Genomic DNA, 22543 nt, shown 5'->3' with positions numbered 1-22543 from the left:
ATGTGACAGCATTATTTTACTTCTTCCCGACCATCTGCATGTAGAGCAAAACGGCCACGCTCTTTAGGGTGCGTATGATCATAAGAACTCCAGGGCCAGCCACCAAAAGCCGTTTTTCTAAATTCGGAAATGGCTTCTTGAATTTCTTGAGGGTGATTCATTACAAAAGGTCCTTGTTGAGCAACTGGCTCATTTATAGGTTTACCTTGTAAGAGTAGGAAGCTTGCAGTGCTACTGCCGTTTTTAATCTCAATCTCTTGATCACTTAAAAGATCAATACTATGATTTACCGGTATCTGATTACCTTCTATGGTTACTTTTTCTCCGCTATAAAAATATAGAGATCTATTTAGCTGACCAGCTGCCGAGGGTAATTTCCATACAGCGTTTGGTTCCATAGTAATAAGCCAGATGGCCACGTGATTACTAGGATCCATTGCCCAAGAATCTGGAGCAGCATCGGGAGCTTTTAGATCATTGTAATCTCCAGATATGAGTTTTATGCTTGTACTTTTTCCATAATCATCTTGTGAGTTATGAATTGGGATGTCTTCATTCCACAGCATTTTAAAATGTGGGTCAACCAGCTTATTCTTTTTAGGTAGGTTGAGCCAAAGTTGAAATAATAACAGCGGATTCTCTTTATCATCATTCAGTAATGGAAACATCTCGCTGTGTTGTACGCCTTTGCCAGCGGTCATCCACTGTACATCTCCGTTTCCAAAACGTCCAGCAGCACCTAGAGAGTCACTATGGTCTGCGAGACCTTGCTCTACAATTGTTACAGTCTCAAAACCGCGATGAGGATGCGCAGGAAATCCCGGTACTGTAGTGCCATGATACATATTCCATCCTTCTGGATGAGGTTCAAAATCCATTCCTAGGTTGCGTCCTTGTAGTGAAGCGGCTGGACCTAGCTGCTCATTGCCTTTTGGGTAGTTATCTAAATGATATGCACAAAAAAGAAATGGATCTTGGGTTTCCCACTGAAAACCCAGTTGTTTGATTTTTATAATTGCTGTCATAGATGTTTCCTTTTTTTTGTCCTGAACATTACAAAGATATGCAGGAATATTATGTGTTGATGGCTGTTGTATGATGTCAAAATCAAAAAAGCATACATGAACTTTTAATCTGCTTACAGGCAGGTGGTTCTATTTTAATTGTTTTGCTTTTTGAATTAATCTTTTGATATGTTAAAATCCTTTTCACAACTTGATATAATTAACAAAGATTTCTGACGTTATCTTTAGGGAAGAAACTTAACTTTGGGGAGGTGTAAATGTTACGTTTTGCTTTCGCGAAAGCGTACACATATTACAGTTTTTTAGTCTATTCCTGATAATGATCAGAACACATAAAACAACTCTTAACTATGCATAAAATCAAGTATGTACTTGTTGCATTATTTTTATATTCTACTATTGCTGTAGGGCAACAATCGGCTATATATACGAATGATCTTGTACAATTTAATAAGGCGCTCTCCTTATATAACAGCAAGCAATATCTAGCAGCTCAAACTCTTTTTGAAGAAGTAAAAGGCGATACAGATGATACCACCGTAAAAGGTGATTGTGCTTATTACATTGCAAATGCAGCAGTACGTCTTAACCAGCAAGGGGCAGATGATCTTATGACCACTTTTGTGACAGAGTATCCTACGAGTACAAAACGCAACAGTGCATTTCTAGATGTAGCTCAGTATTACTTTGATAATGGCAAATTTGCTTATGCTCGTAAATGGTATGATCGCGTTGATGAAAGCACACTTGCAGCAGGAGAGAAGGAGACTTTTTACTTTAATAATGGTTATGCTTATTTTAAAAGCAATCGTTTTGATGAAGCAAAGAAGTACTTAAACCGTGTACGTGATTCAAAAAAATATGGAGCGCAAGCTAAGTATTACATAGGCTTCATGGCTTATGAAGGTGATGATTATGAAGAAGCAAATGAGCTTTTTGAGGAGGTAGAAGCAGAGACTGGGGGAGAATATAATGAGGATCTTGCATACTTTAAGGCAGATCTTAATTTTAAGTTAGGAAAATTTGACGAAGCAATATCAGAAGGAAAATCTCAACTAGCCAGTGCAAATCCTAAAGAAAAATCTGAGCTTAATAAAATTATAGGAGAAAGCTATTTCAATCAAAAGAGGTATGCAGAGGCATTACCTTATTTAAAAGAATATAAAGGTAAGCGTGGAAAGTGGAATAATACAGATTACTACCAGCTAGGATATACTTATTATAAGCAAGGAGACTACACAAATGCTATTAATGAATTTAATAAAATTATTGACGGGAATAACGGTGTAGCACAAAATGGTTATTATCATCTTGCAGAATCTTATCTTAAGTTAGATAAAAAGCAGGAGGCACTTAATGCATTTAAAAATGCAAGTGAAATGGATTTTAATGCGCAAATTAAGGAAGATAGTGGTCTTAATTATGCAAAGCTGAGTTATGAAATAGGTAATGCATACAAGTCTACACCTGCTGTTATTACAGATTATATAGATGCGTATCCAAAATCTCCAGCTAAGGCAGAGCTAGAAGCGTTACTTATTGATTCCTATATCACTTCAAAAAATTACAAAGAAGCAATGCGCTTGCTAGAAAGCAACAGCAATTTTGATAATAAGGTAGCTTATCAAAAAGTAGCGTTCCTTTATGGTCTTGATCTTTATAATGAAGGTAATTATCCAGAAGCTGCAGCAGCATTTAAAAAATCTCTTAAAGAACCACGTGACCCCTTATATGTGACACGTGCTACTTATTGGAAAGCAGAGAGTGACTATGTTGCAAATGATTTTAAGGAAGCAATTATAGGATACAAACAGTTTTTAAATAACAGTAATGCTGCAAGTACACCAGAGTATAAAGACATTAATTATAACCTAGCCTACGCATATTTTTCTGATAAGCAATATGAACAGGCAGCAAGCTTCTTTGAGTTGTATATAGCTAGTAACGTACAGGATGAGACTAAGCTCAATGATGCCTACTTACGTCTAGGTGATAGCCGTTTTATAAGTAGTAAATACTGGCCTGCACTTGAGGCTTATAATAAGTCTATAGCGCTTAATAAGACAGATCAAGATTATGCAACTTTTCAAAAATCGATGAGTTATGGTTTTATAAAAAAGGACGAGGACAAAATAAACGGACTTCAAACTTTCTCTACCAAATTTCCAAATTCTACTTATCGTGATGATGCGCTTTATGAATTAGGGAACATTTATGTTTCTCAAAACAAAAATGATCAAGCAATTACAGCTTATGATAAACTCGTAAGAGATTTACCAGGTAGCTCTTACGTGTCTAAAGCGATGCTTAAGAAAGCATTGATACTAGATAATAAAAACAAATCTGATGAAGCACTGGCGCTATTACGTAAGGTGGCTGGCGATTATCCAGGAACTCCGGAGGCGTTACAAGCAGTAACTACGGCAAAGCTTATCTATATAGATCTCGGCCGTGTTGATGAGTATGGTGAATGGGTGAGTACGCTAGAATTTATTGATGTGGAGGATGCAGAGCTTGATGATGCTGCATACGCTTCGGCAGAGAAGCAGTACGTGGAGAATAATATAGGTCAAGCAGAACGACTTTTTGAATCTTACTTGAGTAACTATCCTAAAGGTCAGCATGCATTACAAGCTCATTTTTACTTGGGGCAGCTCGCTTTCGCGAAAGCGGAATACAATAAGACAATTCCGCATTATCAATATGTTATTGCAAAGGAGCGTAGTGAATTTACGGAGCAAGCACTTGCACGTTTAGGGCAAGTATATCTTACTGATAAAAATTACACAGCTGCAATTCCAGTGTTAAAGCGATTAGAAACAGAAGCAGACTTCCCACAGAATATCGTTTTTGCTCAGTCTAACCTCATGAAATCTTTTTATGAAAGTGAGGACTTGATAAAGGCAGTAAGCTATGCCGAAAAAGTGCTTGGAAATGCAAAAATTGATAATGCAGTAAAAAGTGACGCACAAATAATAATTGCTCGCTCTTCTATAAAGACGGGTGATAACGCTAGAGCTAAAACAGCTTATGCAGAAGTACAAAAAATTGCTACAGGAGCACTTGCAGCAGAGGCTTTATATTATGATGCCTACTTTAAAAATGAAGCTCAAAACTTTGAAGCATCTAATGTTGCAGTGCAAAAACTAGCAAAAGATTATAGCGGTTTTAAAGAGTATGGAGCAAAAGGGCTTGTGCTCATGGCAAAAAACTTTTATGCACTAGGAGATGCTTATCAAGCTACCTACATTTTAGAAAGTGTGATTACAAACTTTGCAGATTATCCAGAAACTGTAGAAAAAGCTCGTGGCGAACTAGCAATTATTAAACAAGCAGAAGGAAAAACAAATGCCTCTGTAGAAAAAGGGTAATTGCTGATTAATAAATCACTTGCTTTATAAATAAGACAAACGTCTAACGAATTAAGACAATACATTATATGAATCGTTCATTCAATACATTATATAACATAGGACTTGTTGCATTTGCAATGCTTTTTGTTCAAGTGGTTACTGCACAAGAAGAGGAGTCTACCATAGGAACAGAGGTGGTAAACGTTGTAAAGGCGTATACTCCTACTATAAGTGATGCTTTTAAAGTAAAAGCAACTCCTGCGCTTAATGACTCTATCACTACGGCAAAAAAAAAGGTGACCTATAGTATTTTTTCTGTGCCTGTAGCAAGTACGTTTACTCCAGCCAAAGGTAAAGCGGCAGTAGTAAAGAAAACAAAAAAGGAGAAGTTGTACGATAACTATGCAACTGTTGGTTTTGGTAGCTACACATCGGTACTAGCAGAGCTTTATAGTAATTTTCAAATAAGCCGTACAGAGGATTTTGGTATCTTTTTAAACCATAATTCTTCTCAGGGCGGAATAGACGGCACTGTAGTAGACGATTATTTTTATGATAGCAGGCTTAATTTAAGTTACGGTGCGCGCGAGCGTGATATGACATGGAGAGCAGATCTTGATGCAAAGCATCAAGTATATAATTGGTATGGAATTCCTGAGGAGCTTAAGACAATAAACGGAACTGGTAACACGCCTTTATTTAATGAAGATTTTGATGTGTCTCATTCTTTTCTCACAGCAGGATTAAATGGTAGTGTAAGTTTGCAAGATTCTTTCTTTAAGAAGGCAAATGCTACGTTGAGGTACTTTGGTGATGATCAAGACAGCGGCGAACTTAGAGCAGTAGTTGCGCCTACATTTGAGTTTCCTATTGCGGGAGAGCTTATTACAACAAAAGTAACAGCAGATTATGTAAGCGGTTCTTTTGACAACGCATTTGATACCGTAGATACAGAAATCAATTATAGCTTTCTTAATGCGGGGATAAATCCAAGTCTTGTGATTTTAAGAGATGATCTTGAGGTGACTTTAGGAGTAGAGGCAATGGTGTCACTAGATACCGAGGCAAGTGAAACAGACTTCTTTGTGTATCCAAAAATTACAGCATCTTATCGAGTTGCTGGAGATTATTTTATAGCGTATGCAGGACTTGAAGGCGGATTACAACAAAATAACTACCATGATTTTGCACAAGAAAATCCTTTTATATCACCTACACTTACTATCAAGCCAACAGATAAACAGTACGACGGTTATTTAGGAATGAAGGGTAAATTATCTGAAGCTTTGAGTTATAACCTACGTGCAAGTTATACGGCAGAGAGTGATAAGGCTTTATTCATTCACAATCCATACTCGCAAAGCGGTAATGGCTTTGGTGCAAATGGATATGCAAACGGAAACTCTTTCTCAATCGCTTATGATGATATCAATACGGTAGGAGTATTTGCAGAGTTTAATTTTGATGTAAATGCAAATCTTAAAATGAAAGTAAACGGTCAATACAATACGTATGACACAGATAGCCAGCAAGAAGCTTGGAACCTTCCAGACTTACAAGCATCTGTTTTTGCAGATTATCAGATTACAGAAAAATGGTTTGCTGGGGTTAATTTATTTTTTGTGGGAGAGCGCAGTGATTTAGTATCTAGTAACGACCCTGCAGATCTTTTAGTTACAAACACAATACAAACTCTAGATAGCTATTTTGATGCAAATGCTCATGTGGGGTATCGCTTTAATAATCGCTTGTCTGCATTTGCTCGTGTAAACAATATTCTAGACAGTAATTACGAGAAATGGCTCAACTATGAAGTGCAGGGTCTTCAAGGAATGGTGGGAGCTACCTATAAATTTGACTTTTAAAAGCAACCTTTCCACAAAGAGTGCATCTTCTATGAAAACCCTAAGGTTATGAAGAGATTAATAGGTGCGCTAGCATTCATTATTATGCTGAGTTCTTGTAGTACTGATTTAGACAGCGCTCTAGCAGATTGCAGTGCAGTATCTTGTGCGTCTGGTAATATTGTTATACAATTCGTAGACGCCGAAACTGGAGAAGATGTGTTTTTTAACAACACATATTCTTTTGATGAGCTAGTAGTTACAGATGTGTCAAATAATACAGACTTCCCTTTTTTTACGGGTATATCTGATGAGTCACAAATGGCTCAAGTAGCACTTAATGCTTTTGCAGAAAGTCGCTCAAATGTAGTGTTGCGTATAACCGTTCCTAATGGTTTTGAAACAGATTTGTCTTTTGACGTGGAGTTTCAAGAGGGAGAATGTTGTAATATAAATAACTACTCAGATGTACAGTTTTTAAATGTTGAAAATGTAGTGCAGAGTCAGGGTGGTTTTTTCTATAATGTATATCTTTAAGCCAGTCTGTTATTAAGATAGTAGCAGTTACTGTAAGATATTAAAGACTATTGAACAATAATTGGCACTGCGAACTTTGTAATCACCAGCGTAAAAACTTACGTGAGGGTTCTATTTGTAATCTCACAAAACGCAAACCAGACTTTAATCGTACGTGCTCAAAAAAGCTATTTTCTACAAAATTCAAAAACAGGCTAAGAGAGGTTAACGTTGTTTACCAGCATACTATTCAAGATAAATGGTGGAATTATAGCTATACAATACTATTTGGGTTGTTGGGAGTAGGCCTTTTGGGGTTGTCTGTATATTCTCTAAGTTATGTTTCAGAAATGCATTCTTCACTAGCTCCATCAAATGCACATGCCCTCAAGTTGTATCTCATTCCGTTTATAATTTTTGGTGTTGCCTTAAAAGTTTTATCACAAGCTATTGGCATGTACAATATGTACATTTTGAAAACTCGAGAGGCAAAACTCAAAAAAGATAGGGTAGACGCAGTTCTGGAGCTGTATAATATCACTTATGATTTAGAGATTGATCTTCACCCCAATTATAGGTCGCCTCAAGATGCAAAAGTTAATCTTGAGGTTCATAAACCTAGATAAAAACTATCAACGTACTAGGAGTCTTTTGTATTTTTAAACAAAAAACCAACGATGCGTAAAATTCTTTATTCTTTAGCAATCCTTCCTTTATTATTTTCTTGTGACACCAAGCAATCTGTAGATCTTATTGTTACAAATGCAAATGTGTATACGGTAGATAACGCTTTCGCGAAAGCGGAATCTTTTGCAATCAAAGATGGAAAATTTATAGCAGTAGGCACATCTAACGACATTACCGAAAAGTATGAAGCTGCTGAAACAATAGATGCTACGGGCAAAACTGTGTTGCCAGGGCTTATAGATGGTCACTGTCACTTTTATGGACTTGGTCAAAACCTCCAAATAGCAGATCTCGTTGGTACTGAAAGTTATGATGAGGTAATGGCAAAAGTGTCTGCCTTTGCAAAGGCAAATCCTGATGCAACTGTGTTGAGAGGAAGAGGATGGGATCAGAACGATTGGGCTGTAAAAGAGTTTCCTACAAAAGATAAGCTTGACGCTTTATTTCCAGATGTTCCTGTTGTTTTAGAGCGTGTGGACGGTCACGCATATTTAGTAAATCAAAAAGCATTAGATCTTGCTAGTATAGATGCTTCTACAAAGGTAAGTGGAGGAGAAGTCGTACTTGTAGACGGCAAAGTAACGGGTGTTCTTATTGACACACCGCAAACATTAGTTGACGCAGTATTACCACAACCTAGCACTGCCGAAAGTGCTCAAGTGTTACTAGAAGCACAGGAGCTTTGTTTTTCTTACGGTCTTACTACAGTAAATGATGCAGGTCTTAATAAAAACATTGTAGAACTTATAGATAGTCTTCAGCAAACTGGAAGTTTGCAAATGAGGGTATATGCAATGTTATCTAATAATGAAGAAAATCTAGATCACTACCTAACTACAGGAAAAGTAAAAACAGATCGTCTTAATGTACGTTCTATAAAGGTGTATGGTGATGGAGCCTTAGGTTCTCGTGGAGCGACAATGCGTGAGGCTTATAGCGATAAGGATGGACATTTTGGAGCGATGATCACTCCATCTGAAGAGATGAATGATCTTGCAAAACGTATTGCCGCAGCAGATTTTCAAATGAATACACATGCCATAGGTGATAGTGCAAATGTAGTTGTGCTGAGAGCTTATGAAAAAGTACTAGCTTCTAAAACAGATCCAAGATGGAAAGTAGAACATGCACAAATAGTATCAAGAGAAGATTTTGATGTTTTTAGCGAGAAGATTTTACCTTCAGTACAGCCTACACACGCTACTAGCGATATGTATTGGGCAGAAGATAGAGTAGGAGCAGAGCGTATCAAAGGAGCGTATGCATACAAAGACTTATTAAATCAGTCAGGTATTGTAATCCTAGGAACAGATTTTCCTGTAGAGCAGGTAAGTCCGTTTTATACATTCTATGCCTCTGTTGCTCGTAAAGATTTAAAACAATATCCAGAAGGTGGGTACCAGATGGAGAATGCACTTACTAGAGAAGAAACGTTAAAAGGAATGACAATCTGGGCTGCCTATTCAAATTTTGAAGAAGACGAGAAAGGAAGTATTGAAACTGGAAAGTTTGCAGATTTTATTATCATGGATGAAGATATTATGACGGTAGAAGAGGATAAAATCCCTAACTTAAAAGTAGCTGCTACGTATGTGGATGGTGTAAAAGTGTATCAGCAGTAGGCGATACTGCTTTGCAATCCAGGTGAGGCTAGCAGTTTTTATATTAATCACAATTACACTATAATTCTATGAGCTTCCTTACCGCAGCATGGCGCCAGCTTGCTTTTATAAATTATGAAGTAGATCCAGCTCTTTTAGAGCCATATGTCCCTCATGGAACAGAGTTAGATTTTTATGAAGGTAAATGTTATGTGAGTGTCATTGCCTTTATGTTTATGGATACACGCATAAAGGGTGTCAAAATTCCCTTTCACGTAAATTTTGAGGAAGTGAATCTGCGGTTTTATGTGCGTAGAAAAGATGGAGGTGTTTGGAAACGTGGTGCAGTGTTTATAAAAGAAGTAGTTCCTAAGCCTGCAATTTCTATCGTAGCAAACGCACTTTATAACGAGAGTTATGAAACGCTACCTATGCGACATAAGTGGGATATTACAAGTGAAGATCGTAAGATTTCCTATGGATGGAAAAAGGACAACAAATGGCAGTCTATTGATATAGAAGCCGCTGTAGCTTCGCAGCCCATCGATCAGCATAGTGAGATGGAGTTTATAGCAGAGCATTACTGGGGATATGCGAGTCCTTCTAAGGTTAAAACTAATGAGTACGAGGTAACGCACCCGCGATGGAATCATTACCCTATAAAGAAAGCAACCTTTGATATTAAATTTGAGACGATGTACGGTGCTAAATTTAGTTTCCTACAAGCCCAGGAGCCTGCTTCTATATATTTGATAGAAGGTTCGGCAATAACGATTGAGGGCAAAACGGTGATTAAGAAATAACGAGCATGGCAGATATTCATAAAGAAGCGCAAGATCACCTTATAGAGATGGCTTATTATAGAATGCCTTTTGGCAAATACAAAGGTTGGTACTTGGTTGATCTGCCAGAATCTTATTTTGTGTGGTTTAGACAACAAGGTTTTCCAGAGGGTAAGCTAGGAAGGTTACTTCAAGAAATGATGGAAATTAAAATAAATGGTTTAGAACCCATGATTAAAAAAATCCAACAAAAGTATCCTAGACCAGCTAATTTAAGGAGGTAATTTAAAACGACTTGTGAATTATAAAGATTGCAGGTCTTTTGTGTAAGTCTGGTGCATTAGTTTTCCAGAAAGAAGCGCTTTTTGTCACAATATATTCTGTTGGAAGTGTGATATCACAAGCAATACAAACTTGAGTTTCAGGATGCACAGTATTGCAAATGTCTTCTAGCATCTTATTATTGCGATACGGGGTCTCGATGAATAATTGCGTTTGTCCTTGTTCTGAAGATAAGCGCTCTAATCGTTTCAACTCTTGCTTACGCTGTTGTGCATCAATAGGTAGATATCCATTAAAAGCAAAATTTTGACCATTCATACCGCTACTCATCATTGCCATGAGTATAGATGATGGACCTACAAGTGGCACAACTTGGATGCCTTTTTGATGTGCAATCTTCACCACCTCTGCTCCAGGATCTGCAACGCCTGGAACTCCCGCCTCAGATAATAAACCTACAGATTCCCCTTGTAAACATGGTTCTAGGTATGATGGAAGCTCAGATATATCTGTGTATTTATTTAACGGAAATAATTTTAAAGAGGGCTGCGATTTACTTGGAGATATCGCTTTTATGGAGCGACGCGCTGTTTTTTCATTTTCTACGATGTATGTATCTATAAATTCTACCACCTTCTTTACAGAGATAGGCATCACCTCTAGTGCACTAGTATCACCTAGTGTAGTGGGTATCAGATATAATTTTCCAGTTGCAGTAAATGAACTCATAGGTAGGTAGTTTATAGGTTGGGGTTATCGTATGGGTGCAATATAATTAGATCGCGGGATATGCACAAAATTTACTTTTGCAATGTCCATAATTTTAAATGCCCTAATTATGCTAGTTCTTTTGCGATATGATCGCATGCGGTATCCAGCATTTCATATACTCTCTCAAAGTCTTCTTGACTTCCGTGATATGGATCTGGAACATCTACTTTCTCTCCATGAAAAACTACATCTAGAATCATTGTCACTTTACGGCGCTGTTCATCTGTAGTGGCTTTTGCTAGTACATCTTCTAGGTTGTTTTGATCCATGACATAAATATGATCAAAATCATTAAAGTCACTTTCGGATAGCTGGCGTCCTCTAAGTCCTGAGATATCGACTCCATGAGATAATCCTACTTTTACGCTTCTGGGATCTGGTGGATTTCCCACGTGCCAGTCTCCTGTGCCTACGGAGTCTACATTAAAAAGAGTTGCGTCTAGTTTAGATCTTAAAATACCTTCGGCAAGTGGGGATCTACATATGTTTCCTAGGCATACCATTAAGATCTTTGTAGTGGAGGGAGCTTGTTTATTCATTACTCTAAGGTAATTAAATTTATTACGCTTTCGCGAAAGCAAAACCAAAAACCCTAAAAACAGTAAACCCCGACCAAAAATGGTCGAGGCTCACATACACATAGCACAAAACTTAATATTAATGCTCGTTTAAACGGAAATCTGGATAAGCACTCATTCCGTGTTCGTGAGGATCAAGTCCTTCAATTTCTTCAGTTTCTGAAACTCGTAGTCCCACAGTTTTCTTGAGAATAAATAATATTATAAATGACGTAATAATACAGAAAACAGCATAAGATCCTACACCTATTAGTTGGCTCACAAACTGTGCTCCACTAGCTAGGCTTCCAAAAATACCAACTGCAAGTGTGCCCCAAATACCACATATTAAGTGTACTGCAATAGCTCCTACAGGATCGTCTAGTCTTAGTTTATCTACAAGTGCGACACCAAAAACGATTATGGCTCCTGCAATCGCCCCTATAGCAATCGCATCTGTAGGGCTCATTACGTCTGCCCCAGCTGTTATACCCACAAGACCTCCTAGTATTCCATTTAAAAACATGGTGAGATCATAGTTTTTGTACATCAATGTAGATACAAGAAAAGCAAATACTCCTCCGGCTGCTGCCGCAAGTGACGTAGTTACAAGAGTAAGAGATGTTAGTGCAGGATCTGCAGATAGTACAGAACCTCCATTAAAGCCAAACCAACCTAACCATAAGATAAGTACACCTGCCGTTGCAAGCGGTACATTATGTCCAGGGATGGCTTGTGGTTTACCATTTTCATCAAACTTCCCTATTCGCGATCCAAGTAAGAATACGGCAACGAGTGCGGCCCATCCTCCTACAGAGTGAACAAGTGTAGATCCAGCAAAATCATAAAAAGGTGTTTCTAGTGTTTGTAAAAATCCGCCTCCCCATTTCCAAGATCCAGCAATAGGGTATACAAACCCTACGTAAAGTAATACAAAGACCATAAATGGACCTATTTTAATACGCTCTGCTACGGCACCAGATACTATAGTTGCTGCTGTTGCTGCAAACATCCCTTGAAAAAGAAAGTCTGTCCAGTAAGTATAGCCTTCGTTATAAGTGAGATCAAGAACGCCTTCTGCATTGAGTGGTGCATCAAGACCAAAGCCCGCAAACCCTAAAAACCCGTTGAATTCTCCAGGGTACATAAGATTGAAGCCTACTAAACAATAAAGTAGGAGACCTACGGTGATTATAAAAATATTTTTAAAAAGAATGTTGATAGTATTTTTTTGACGTGTGAGTCCTATTTCTAAAAATGAAAACCCAAGGTGCATGAAGAAAACTAGACCAGTACAGATCATCATCCATACATTATTTACAGTTAAAATTTCCATAAGTTGTTAATGCTATATTATTATAAGTTTTTAGACTATTTAAGTGTTTGATTTCCTTTCTCTCCAGTACGAATACGATAGCACTCGCTTATATCTGAGACAAAGATTTTACCGTCTCCTACATCTCCGGTGCGTGCAGATTCGATAATTGTTTTAATGGTAATTTCTTCAAATTCATTATTTACTACGATGCTTAAATAGCGTCGTTGTATGTCGCTGGTGCTATAGCTCACGCCGCGGTAAACAGAACCTTTTTTTTCGTTACCAAGTCCAGTAACATCCCAATAGGAGAAGAAGTTTACACCCACATCATGCAGTGCCTTTTTTACCGCCGAGAATTTGGATTTACGAATGATTGCTTCTATTTTTTTCATGTTTTAGGTTATTTAAAATTTATATATGCCTGCGATTAGAAATGAAGATAATGAGCTGTTAGGCTCAAGGTCAGTATCAAGGAAGGTGTCTTCACTTGCGCTGTCTAAGCGAAATTCTGGTTTGATGGTAAGATCGCCTACGGTATAACTTCCAGTAAGAGTAACTGCAAGTACAGATGCATCTCCCTCTTCATCATAACCTCCTATGGCACCAGCACCACCTTCTGTTTCTGCAAAGTATTCTCCTCTTAATCCTAGGGTGAAAGATTCTGATGTTTTGTATTGTGGGTATAGTGCAACTCCATAAAATGAAGCTCCGTCTGTGTCATTGTATGTTGCGTTAAGACCTAGGTAAAAGTCATCTGATAGATCGTGACCGGTAGTAAGATCTACTTGGAATGTACTTTCTGTACTTCCTCCTTGCTTTCCATATAAGAAATTAAGGTAAGTGGTTTTGTAACCTAATTGAGCGCCTAGTGTGTAATCGTTATCAAAATTAAATTCTGTAGCATCTGTCTGGTTAAGTACACCCACCATAGCGCTCCAATCTTCAGATAAAGTAAAGTCTGCTTTTATACCCGTATGAGAAAATGGTCCATATGAAAACATATAAGACGTTGAGTAGTTAAAGTTGAGAGTAGGAGAGATTACTTCATAACCTAAGAAGGTATTAAAGTTTCCTAAAGTAAGTTTTACTTTATCCGAAACATTCCAGTATACGTAAAGTTGGTTTACAATGTTTGAAGAAGGTCCAGATAAAAAAACCGCTTCTTCACCTCTAGGGCCAAAAACTAAATCTGCGACAGCACCTACTTTTCCATTTTCACTTTCAAAAGAGCCTATCACATTTGCCATACCAATTGCAAAACCATTGCGATTTGCAAAAGAGGTATTTGGGGCAATTGCATCCTCGCCATTGGGTCCAGAAAGATTTTGTCTAAAGTAAGTATCGACACTTCCCTCTACAGTAAATTTTTTCTTTTTTGAATCTTCTTGAGCAAATATGCAAGTGGATGTAATAGCCAGTACTAAGAACGTAACAATGGACTTCATAAGAGTGTAATTTTTTGTTGATTAGTTCTCAAATGTATCTTAAAATTTAGTTAAGGGTGTAAATTTTATAGGTGTTTTGTAAATTTTTATGGTTTTTTCAAAATTACCCCTATTAAATTAGGGGTGTTATAAATTATTTGCTGATTTGTTGTGATATGCATTTCGACATAATTGAGTTTTGAGGGATTTTTTAGTTAAATAATTGAGGATATTTTTAAATTTGAATCTATTCTTTAAATTAACTATAACGTTATCGTCATTTTTAACCACTTTTAACAGTTTGAATTTGACAAAATAAGCAGGCTTATAATGCGGTTATATGAATTTCATGCTGCCTAAATTTCATTAATCGTAATAATGAATGGTGCTTTTTGTGACTTAGATAAGTAGGATTATCTTGTGAATAAGAAACAATGGTATTACCATAAAAATGTACACAATGCTTAAGGATCAAGGATTATATTTAAGGGAATTTGAACACGATGCGTGTGGAGCGGGATTCATTTGTAGTTTAAAAGGAATAAAGTCAAATGACATTATTCATAAGGCGTTAGAAATTCTTGAAAAGCTAGAACATAGAGGAGCTGTAAGTGCAGATGGAAGAACGGGAGATGGTGCTGGGATACTCATAGATATTCCTCATGATTATTTTCAGGCTAGCTGTGATTTTGATCTACCTCAAGAAGGGAGTTATGCTGTGAGTAATGTGTTTCTTCCTCGTAAACAAAATCAACGGGATTACTGTATTTCGGTGTTTGAGAAGAGTCTTACAGATCAGGGTATACATATTATAGGATGGAGAGATGTGCCGGTAGATAAATCTATCTTAGGTGAGATTGCTCAGGTTTCAGAACCCTTTGTAAAGCAAATCTTTGTTTCTTATGATGGTGGTGATAAAAATCCCGCTTTCGCGAAAGCGCAACAAAAACCCACTCCAGAATTTGCATTTAATTTAAAATTATTTACTGCACGTAAAATTGCAGAACATACCATATATGGTTCTAAGCTTTCTGAAAGTTCATTCTTTTATGTGCCTAGCTTTTCTACCAAAACAATCATTTATAAGGGGCTATTAATGCCTCAAGACATTAAGGTGTATTATAAGGACTTGATGGATCCTAGAGTTGTGACGCGTCTGGCGCTTGTGCATCAGCGTTTTTCAACAAATACATTCCCTACATGGGATCTTGCACAGCCTTTTAGATATATGTGTCATAATGGAGAGATTAATACCTTGCGAGGCAATGTAACTCGTATGTATTCCAGAGAAGAACTTATGGAGAGTCCGCTTTTTGGAGAGGATATCAAAGCAATCCTTCCCGTAGTAATACCAGGTAAGTCTGATAGTGCATCTATGGATATGGTGGTGGAGTTGTTGTTAATGACCGGCCGCTCACTTCCAGAGGTAATGATGATGCTCGTTCCAGAGGCATGGGAAAAAAATAAGGAGATGTCTCCTGCCAAACGTGCTTTTTATGAGTTCAACTCTTGCCTTATGGAGCCTTGGGACGGGCCTGCATCTATTCCTTTTACAGATGGTAATTATATAGGTGCTGTACTTGATCGTAATGGACTGCGCCCATCGCGTTATTCTGTTACAAAGGATGGTTATGTGATTATGTCTTCAGAAATTGGGGTAGTAGATATTGAGCCTAGCAATGTGCAATTGCATGGTCGTCTAGAACCGGGTAAAATGTTTCTAGTAGACATGGCGCAAGGCCGTATCATTAATGATGAAGAAATAAAAGAAGAGATCGCATCGCGTAACCCATATCAACAATGGCTTGATGAAAATTTAATCCACTTAAGGGATATTCCTTATAATGAGTGTCCACTATTTTTAGATGAAGCACCACTAAAGGAGCGTTTAATCACCTTTGGATACACGCAAGAAGATATAAACACCATCATATTACCTATGGCTGCAAATGCCAAGGAGCCTATAGGTTCTATGGGTAATGATGCTCCTATTGCTGCGCTTTCAGAAAGGCCGCAGCTCATTTATAACTACTTCAAGCAGTTATTTGCTCAGGTTACAAATCCGCCTCTTGATGGAATAAGAGAAGAGTTGATTACAGATATTTCTCTAACCCTAGGAGCCGATTATAATATTTTTGACATTAATGCTGCGCATTGTAGAAAGTTGAAAATCCAAAATCCAGTTATATCAAAACAAGATTTAGATAAGATTAAAAGTCTTGATGATAAGAATTTTAAAGTAGTTTCTGTACCGATGTTGTATCAGGTGGAGAGAGGTCATAATGGCCTCGAGGAAGCACTAGAAAAACTCTTGCAAAACGTAAGTAAGCAGCTTGATGAGGGAGCAAATATTGTTATTCTATCAGATAGAAATACGTCAATTACAGAGGCACCTATACCAGCATTGCTTGCCTGCTCTTATGTAAACAACGGACTAGCAACTCATAAGAAGAGATCTCAATTAAGTTTAATTATTGAGTCTGCAGAGCCTAGAGAGGTGCATCATTTTGCGTTATTATTTGGTTATGGCGCGAGCGCGATTAACCCTTATATGGTAAATGAGATTATAGAAAATCACCCAGAAGATCTTGAGCTTGCTAGTGTAGATGTAGAAGAAGCTATTCAAAACTTTAATAAGGCTGTAGGTAAGGGAGTGCTCAAGGTGATGAATAAGATTGGTATTTCTACACTCAATTCATATCGCAGTTCGCAACTATTTGAATGTATAGGCATCAGTAAAAAAGTAGTTTCAAAATACTTTCCGCGCACAGTGACTAGAATTGAGGGTGTAGGATTGCATCAACTAGAAGGAGAAATAAGTAAGCGTCATAAAGCTGCATATGATAAAAAAGAAATTGCTGCAGATTTGCCACTAGAAATAGGTGGTGAGTATAGATGGAGAAGAGATGGTGAAGCGCATTTATTTAATCCGCTTACGATTGCAAAACTTCAAGAATCTGTACGAAGTAATAAACCTGTAATCTATAAAGAGTATGCAGATCGAGTAAATAATCAAGCTAAACAACTAATGACTATTAGAGGCTTGTTTGAGTTTACAAATTATGATCCTATAGATATAGATGAAGTAGAGCCTTGGACGGATATTGTAAAACGTTTTAAAACGGGAGCAATGTCTTATGGATCTATCAGTAAAGAAGCGCATGAGACACTAGCTGTAGCGATGAATCGTATAGACGGTAAATCAAATTCTGGCGAAGGAGGAGAAAATCAAGAGCGTTTTTATAAAGATGTAAACGGTGATTGGAAAAATAGTGCAATTAAGCAAGTAGCTTCTGGACGATTTGGCGTTACCTCAAATTATCTAACTAATGCAGCAGAGATTCAAATAAAAATGGCGCAGGGCGCAAAACCTGGAGAAGGAGGGCAGTTGCCAGGCCCTAAGGTGAATCCAGAAATTGCAAAAACGCGTAACTCTACACCATATGTAGGATTGATTTCTCCACCACCGCATCATGATATTTACTCTATTGAAGATTTATCACAATTAATTTATGATTTAAAATCTGCAAATAGAGAGGCGCGTATTAATGTAAAATTAGTGTCAGAAGTAGGGGTAGGGACTGTGGCCGCAGGTGTTGCAAAAGCTAAGGCAGATGTGATATTAATTTCTGGACATGATGGAGGGACTGGTGCAACGCCACTTACTTCATTAAAACATACGGGACTTCCGTGGGAGCTAGGGCTAGCCGAAGCGCAGCAAACACTCGTTATGAATGATTTGCGTGGCCGTGTGAGACTAGAGTGCGATGGCCAACTTAAAACAGGTAGAGACGTAGCAATTGCATGTCTTCTAGGGGCAGAAGAATTTGGTTTTGCATCTGCACCGCTAGTGGCTTCTGGCTGTATAATGATGCGTGTGTGTCACTTAAATACTTGTCCTGTGGGAATTGCAACGCAAAACCCAGAGCTACGTAAGCGATTTAATGGAAAACCGGAGCATGTGGTAAACTTCATGTATTTCGTTGCGCAAGAGCTTCGTGAGATTATGGCAAAGCTCGGTTTTAAGACAGTAGATGAGATGGTAGGGCAAGTGCAAAAGCTAGACCGCAACAAGACCATTGATCAATACAAAGCTTTAGGATTAGATTTAACTCCTATTCTGCATAAAGTAGATGTTAAGGAAGGGCAATCCCTGAGAAATATCGAGAAGCAAGACCATGATCTAGAAAAGGCATTAGATTTTAAAATTATATCTCAGGCGCACCCTGCATTGTTTAGAAAAGAAAAGACAACGCTTGATCTTAAGATTACAAATGAAGACCGAGCGGTAGGAGCCATCTTAAGTAATGAGATTTCAAAAATTTATGGAGTTAATGGGCTACCAGAAAATACCTTAAAAATCAATTTTGAAGGTTCGGCTGGTCAGAGCTTTGCGGCATTTGCTACTCATGGATTGACGCTTTCGGTTACTGGAAATACAAATGACTACATAGGCAAAGGGCTTTCTGGAGCAAAAGTTATTGTAAAAGTACCTGTAGAGGCAACCATAATTCCTGAAGATAATGTCATTATTGGAAACGTAGCATTTTACGGTGCCACTGCTGGGGAGGCTTACATCAATGGAAAGGCTGGAGAGCGTTTTTGTGTACGTAACTCGGGAGCTAGAGCTGTTGTAGAAGGTATAGGTGATCATGGTTGTGAGTATATGACAGGAGGAGTAGCAGTGATTTTAGGAGCTGTGGGAAGAAACTTCGGAGCTGGAATGAGCGGAGGAATCGCATATGTGTATGATGTAGATAGTACGCTTTCGCGAAAAGCAAACTCAGAGGGCTTAAACTTCTTAAAGGTAGAAGAAACACAAGACCGAGAGGAGCTTAGACAGTTGGTTGAGAACCATTATAATGCAACACAATCTCCACTAGCACAACGTTTCCTAGAAAATTGGGATGTGGAAATAGGTAATTTCACGAAAGTGCTACCAGAAGAATACCGCCAAGCTTTACTGAGACTAGAGGAAGAACAAAAAATAGCAAACTAAGAGATGGGAAAAGTAACAGGATTTTTAGAATTTGAGCGTAAAGATGAGCGCTATGTAGCGCCAGAGGAACGCTTAAAAAATTATAAAGAATTTACCGTTCCTCTAGAAGAGGTTGACCTTAAAAAGCAAGGAGGTAGGTGTATGGATTGCGGGATTCCATTTTGTCATTCTGGATGTCCGTTGGGTAATCTTATACCAGACTTTAATGATGCCGTCTACAAAGGACGCTGGAAAGAAGCTGCAGGAATATTACATGCGACAAATAACTTTCCAGAATTTACGGGAAGACTTTGTCCTGCTCCGTGTGAGGAGGCTTGTGTTCTTGGTATTAATGCAGACCCTGTAAGTATTGAAAACATCGAAAAAAATATAGTAGAGCGTGCTTTCGAAGAAGGCTGGATTACAGCGCAACCACCTGTAAAACGTACAGGAAAGTCTATTGCCGTTATTGGTTCTGGTCCATCTGGACTTGCAGCGGCACAGCAACTTAATAGGGCTGGGCACGCTGTAACAGTTTTTGAAAGAGATGCAAAAGTAGGTGGGCTACTACGCTATGGTATTCCAGATTTTAAGATGGAAAAACAGGTGATTGATCGTCGTCTTGAGGTCCTTGAAGTAGAAGGAATCACCTTTAAAACGAATGCAAATGTTGGACAAAATATAAGCGTAGAGGCTCTTCAAGATGAGTATGATGCTATTGTACTTTGCGGTGGAGCTACAGTGAGAAGATCTATTCCTATTAAAGGAGCACATCTTAAAGGAGTGTATCAAGCAATGGATTTTTTAAAGCAAAATAATGAGCGTCAAGATGGTTTAAATAACTGGGAAGAAGAGATTGTAGCGACCGATAAGAAAGTTATTGTAATAGGCGGAGGAGATACAGGTTCTGATTGTATTGGCACGAGTAATAGGCAGGGAGCGATTAGTGTGACTAATTTTGAGATACTCAATAAACCTACTGTAGAGCGACCAGCGGAGCAGCCTTGGCCATATTACCCTATGCGACTACGCACGAGTTCTTCACACAAAGAAGGGGTTGATCGTGTATTTAGTATATCAACCAAAGAATTTGTGGGTGACGCTGCAGGAAATCTCACGGGATTAATTACCGCAGAAGTTGAGTGGATTACTCATGAAAGTGGAAGGCGAGAGTTAAAAGAAGTTCCTAATTCAGAAAAAGAATGGGAATGTGATATGGCATTTCTAGCTCTAGGTTTTACCGGACCAGAAAAAACACTAATTGACCAATTACATCTCGATACAGATTTGAGGGGTAACATTAAGGCAACTGATTATAGTACTAATGTTTCTGGTGTATTTGCAGCAGGTGATATGCGTAGAGGGCAATCCCTTATCGTCTGGGCAATTTCAGAAGGACGTCAAGCAGCACATCACGTAGATAAGTTTTTAATGGGAAGTTCTGAGCTTCCATTAAAAGATGAGGAAAGCGATTTGCCTAGACGTTAACTATTTGTGATGTTAATTGTATATTGACATTTCTAACAATAGAAGTAGTATCATGAAAATTCAAAAAAGTTCAAAAGGAGAATGGATATCAACTTTTGGAGGAGTGCTTGTTTTAATAGGAATCATGTGTATGGTTTTTGAGACCAGTAGTTATTTTATTTTTGGATTTCTCATAGCGGGTATTCTTGTTACGAGTGTTGGAGTGGTCAATTCACTTAAGAGTGGTGTCGTAAAAAAGAAAATAGAAAAAGAGATTTAAATTTGACTATAACAGTAAAAATAACAAAGCCTCTACATGAAAATGTAGAGGCTTTGTTATTATAATCAATTCAAGATAGAAGTTACACAGATAGCTTCTTTCCTAAATCTTCTACGTATTTTCTAAACTGCTTGTCTGTGCTAGCAAGGTTATCTACCGTTTTACAAGCGTGTAATACAGTTGCGTGATCACGTTGTCCTATTTGAGAACCTATACTTGCAAGAGATGCCTTTGTAAGCTTCTTTGCAAAGAACATAGCGAGCTGTCTTGCTTGTACAATGTGACGTTTACGAGTTTTAGACTGTAGTGTCTCTACATCCATCTGGAAGTAATCTGATACAATCTTTTGTATGTAATCTATAGATACTTCGCGCTTCGTATGCTTCACGTAGTTGTCTACAATCTTCTTAGCGAGATCTAATGTGATTTCTTTCTTATTGAAAGAAGAGTGCGCAATAAGTGATATAATAGCACCTTCTAGCTCTCTTACATTTGTCTTGATGTTATTTGCAAGAAATTCTACAATCTCTTCTGGCATCTCAACACCATCTTGATACAGCTTTTGCTTTATAATAGCAATACGCGTTTCAAAGCTTGGGTGTTGTAGCTCTGCACTTAATCCCCATTTAAAACGAGAAAGAAGGCGTTGCTCGATGTCTTGCATATCAACCGGCGCCTTATCTGAGGTAAGAATTACTTGCTTACCATTCTGATGTAGGTGATTAAAGATATGGAAGAACACATCTTGAGTTCCTGCTTTACCACTTAGTAATTGAATGTCATCTACAATAAGAACATCAATAACTTGATAGAAATGTATAAAGTCATTTCGGTTGTTCTTTTTTACAGACTCAATGTACTGTTGTGTGAACTTCTCAGCAGATATGTATAAAACAGTCTTTGCTGGATATTTATCTTTTATTTGAACACCAATTGCGTGTGCAAGGTGTGTCTTTCCTAAACCTACACCGCCAAAAACGAGTAGTGGGTTAAATGATGTTCCTCCTGGTTTATTTGCCACAGCCATTCCAGCAGATCTTGCTAGACGGTTAGACTCACCTTCAAGGAAATTTTCAAAATTATAATTAGGATTAAGCTGTGATTCTATTTGTAAATTTCTAATACCTGGAATTACAAAAGGATTTTTAAGCTCTGGATTTTTATTTTTAAATGGAGCATCAACATCTTGAGATTTCATAGCACTTCTATTTGCACTAGGAATTTTTTCTGTAAACGGTTGATTATTTCCATAAGTGTTTTCCATTCTGATTACATAAACCAGTTTGGCGTTTTCACCTAGTACTTTGTTAAGCGCAACTTTAAGAAGTTTAACATAGTGTTCTTCTAGCCATTCATAAAAGAATTTACTAGGCACTTGTATGCTTAATGCGTTATCTGTGAGCTTGACCGCTTTAATCGGTTCAAACCACGTTTTATATGCCTGGGGTGTAATATTGTCCTGAATAAATGCGAGACAATTATCCCATACAGATTGCGCAGTTAGAGTCATTCGTTGAGTTAAATTATTGGTTGTTTTTTAGTACAGAATGCCTTTTAAAAAGATTATCGTATTGTTGATAATGCTCCCTTTAAAAGCTAAGCAAATATGTGAACAAAAAAAGTAATAAAAAAACGAGTGGAGGGTTGTTTTTTTGCAA

General features: G+C 37.8%; 17 protein-coding genes. 10 read left to right on the top strand and 7 right to left on the bottom strand.

From position 1 onward, the window contains the following. Positions 1–11 precede the first annotated feature (11 nt). Entirely contained in the window at positions 12–1025 is a 1014-nt protein-coding gene (locus D017_RS14405; protein WP_035337532.1) for a pirin family protein, read from the bottom strand. Positions 1026–1375: 350 nt separating this feature from the next. Here D017_RS14405 and D017_RS14400 point away from each other — a divergent pair, with 350 nt between their 5' ends. From D017_RS14400 to D017_RS14370, 7 genes are all read left to right on the top strand, one after another. Continuing rightward, positions 1376–4396, top strand: coding sequence for a tetratricopeptide repeat protein (locus tag D017_RS14400; protein ID WP_035337530.1), 3021 nt, complete (start codon positions 1376–1378; stop codon positions 4394–4396). Positions 4397–4464: 68 nt separating this feature from the next. Next, positions 4465–6243: a TonB-dependent receptor gene (locus D017_RS14395; RefSeq protein ID WP_035337529.1), complete on the top strand. Its 1779-nt coding sequence runs from the start codon at positions 4465–4467 to the stop codon at positions 6241–6243. Between the two features lie 48 nt (positions 6244–6291). After that, positions 6292–6759, top strand: a complete 468-nt coding sequence (locus tag D017_RS14390) for a hypothetical protein (protein ID WP_035337526.1) — start codon at positions 6292–6294, stop codon at positions 6757–6759. Positions 6760–6809: 50 nt separating this feature from the next. Continuing rightward, complete coding sequence (locus D017_RS14385; RefSeq protein ID WP_035337523.1) at positions 6810–7364, top strand: hypothetical protein; 555 nt, start codon at positions 6810–6812, stop codon at positions 7362–7364. A 51-nt stretch (positions 7365–7415) separates the two neighbouring features. After that, positions 7416–9047, top strand: a complete 1632-nt coding sequence (locus tag D017_RS14380) for an amidohydrolase (protein WP_035337521.1) — start codon at positions 7416–7418, stop codon at positions 9045–9047. Positions 9048–9115: 68 nt separating this feature from the next. After that, positions 9116–9829 (top strand): DUF2071 domain-containing protein, encoded by a 714-nt coding sequence (locus D017_RS14375; RefSeq protein ID WP_035337519.1) that lies wholly within the window; start codon positions 9116–9118, stop codon positions 9827–9829. Between the two features lie 5 nt (positions 9830–9834). Further along, entirely contained in the window at positions 9835–10092 is a 258-nt protein-coding gene (locus tag D017_RS14370) for a DUF3820 family protein (protein WP_035337517.1), read from the top strand. 1 nt (position 10093) lies between these two features. Here D017_RS14370 and D017_RS14365 read toward each other — a convergent pair whose 3' ends face one another. The 5 genes from D017_RS14365 to D017_RS14345 form a co-directional block, all read right to left on the bottom strand. Next, on the bottom strand, positions 10094–10819 hold the full coding sequence (locus D017_RS14365) for an SAM-dependent methyltransferase (protein ID WP_035337515.1): 726 nt from the start codon (positions 10817–10819) through the stop codon (positions 10094–10096). Between the two features lie 107 nt (positions 10820–10926). Continuing rightward, complete coding sequence (locus tag D017_RS14360; RefSeq protein ID WP_035337512.1) at positions 10927–11400, bottom strand: low molecular weight protein-tyrosine-phosphatase; 474 nt, start codon at positions 11398–11400, stop codon at positions 10927–10929. Between the two features lie 118 nt (positions 11401–11518). Continuing rightward, positions 11519–12754, bottom strand: coding sequence for an ammonium transporter (amt, locus tag D017_RS14355; RefSeq protein ID WP_035337509.1), 1236 nt, complete (start codon positions 12752–12754; stop codon positions 11519–11521). A gap of 35 nt (positions 12755–12789) precedes the next feature. Next, the gene (locus D017_RS14350) at positions 12790–13128 is read right to left on the bottom strand and encodes a P-II family nitrogen regulator (protein ID WP_013749505.1); all 339 of its coding nucleotides are present in this window, start codon (positions 13126–13128) and stop codon (positions 12790–12792) included. Between the two features lie 12 nt (positions 13129–13140). After that, positions 13141–14181: a porin gene (locus D017_RS14345; protein WP_035337506.1), complete on the bottom strand. Its 1041-nt coding sequence runs from the start codon at positions 14179–14181 to the stop codon at positions 13141–13143. A 439-nt stretch (positions 14182–14620) separates the two neighbouring features. On the opposite strand from D017_RS14345, the gene gltB reads away from it, so the two are divergent. From gltB to D017_RS14330, 3 genes are read left to right on the top strand one after another with little or no spacing between them, the layout of a single operon-like run. Further along, positions 14621–19159, top strand: a complete 4539-nt coding sequence (gene gltB, locus D017_RS14340; RefSeq protein WP_035337503.1) for a glutamate synthase large subunit — start codon at positions 14621–14623, stop codon at positions 19157–19159. Between the two features lie 3 nt (positions 19160–19162). Beyond that, entirely contained in the window at positions 19163–20626 is a 1464-nt protein-coding gene (locus D017_RS14335) for a glutamate synthase subunit beta (protein ID WP_035337501.1), read from the top strand. A gap of 52 nt (positions 20627–20678) precedes the next feature. After that, entirely contained in the window at positions 20679–20885 is a 207-nt protein-coding gene (locus D017_RS14330) for a hypothetical protein (protein WP_035337498.1), read from the top strand. Positions 20886–20967: 82 nt separating this feature from the next. Here D017_RS14330 and dnaA read toward each other — a convergent pair whose 3' ends face one another. Next, a complete protein-coding gene (gene dnaA / locus D017_RS14325) occupies positions 20968–22395 on the bottom strand; it encodes a chromosomal replication initiator protein DnaA (protein ID WP_035337496.1) in 1428 nt (475 codons plus the stop codon). Positions 22396–22543: the final 148 nt, after the last annotated feature.

Source organism: Dokdonia sp. PRO95, from assembly GCF_000355805.1.
In the GTDB taxonomy this organism is placed as follows: Bacteria; Bacteroidota; Bacteroidia; order Flavobacteriales; family Flavobacteriaceae; genus Dokdonia.
This window is presented reverse-complemented; position numbering and strand designations above follow the sequence as displayed.

Bases quoted from the DNA above. Each gene is read 5' to 3' on its own strand.
- gltB (WP_035337503.1), top strand. From the start codon at position 14,621: ATGCTTAAGGATCAAGGATTATATTTAAGGGAATTTGAACACGATGCG.
- D017_RS14350 (WP_013749505.1), bottom strand. From the start codon at position 13,128: ATGAAAAAAATAGAAGCAATCATTCGTAAATCCAAATTCTCGGCGGTA.
- D017_RS14395 (WP_035337529.1), top strand. From the start codon at position 4,465: ATGAATCGTTCATTCAATACATTATATAACATAGGACTTGTTGCATTT.
- D017_RS14365 (WP_035337515.1), bottom strand. From the start codon at position 10,819: ATGAGTTCATTTACTGCAACTGGAAAATTATATCTGATACCCACTACA.
- dnaA (WP_035337496.1), bottom strand. From the start codon at position 22,395: ATGACTCTAACTGCGCAATCTGTATGGGATAATTGTCTCGCATTTATT.
- D017_RS14400 (WP_035337530.1), top strand. From the start codon at position 1,376: ATGCATAAAATCAAGTATGTACTTGTTGCATTATTTTTATATTCTACT.
- amt (WP_035337509.1), bottom strand. From the start codon at position 12,754: ATGGAAATTTTAACTGTAAATAATGTATGGATGATGATCTGTACTGGT.
- D017_RS14330 (WP_035337498.1), top strand. From the start codon at position 20,679: ATGAAAATTCAAAAAAGTTCAAAAGGAGAATGGATATCAACTTTTGGA.
- D017_RS14405 (WP_035337532.1), bottom strand. From the start codon at position 1,025: ATGACAGCAATTATAAAAATCAAACAACTGGGTTTTCAGTGGGAAACC.
- D017_RS14380 (WP_035337521.1), top strand. From the start codon at position 7,416: ATGCGTAAAATTCTTTATTCTTTAGCAATCCTTCCTTTATTATTTTCT.
- D017_RS14370 (WP_035337517.1), top strand. From the start codon at position 9,835: ATGGCAGATATTCATAAAGAAGCGCAAGATCACCTTATAGAGATGGCT.
- D017_RS14375 (WP_035337519.1), top strand. From the start codon at position 9,116: ATGAGCTTCCTTACCGCAGCATGGCGCCAGCTTGCTTTTATAAATTAT.
- D017_RS14345 (WP_035337506.1), bottom strand. From the start codon at position 14,181: ATGAAGTCCATTGTTACGTTCTTAGTACTGGCTATTACATCCACTTGC.
- D017_RS14390 (WP_035337526.1), top strand. From the start codon at position 6,292: ATGAAGAGATTAATAGGTGCGCTAGCATTCATTATTATGCTGAGTTCT.
- D017_RS14335 (WP_035337501.1), top strand. From the start codon at position 19,163: ATGGGAAAAGTAACAGGATTTTTAGAATTTGAGCGTAAAGATGAGCGC.
- D017_RS14360 (WP_035337512.1), bottom strand. From the start codon at position 11,400: ATGAATAAACAAGCTCCCTCCACTACAAAGATCTTAATGGTATGCCTA.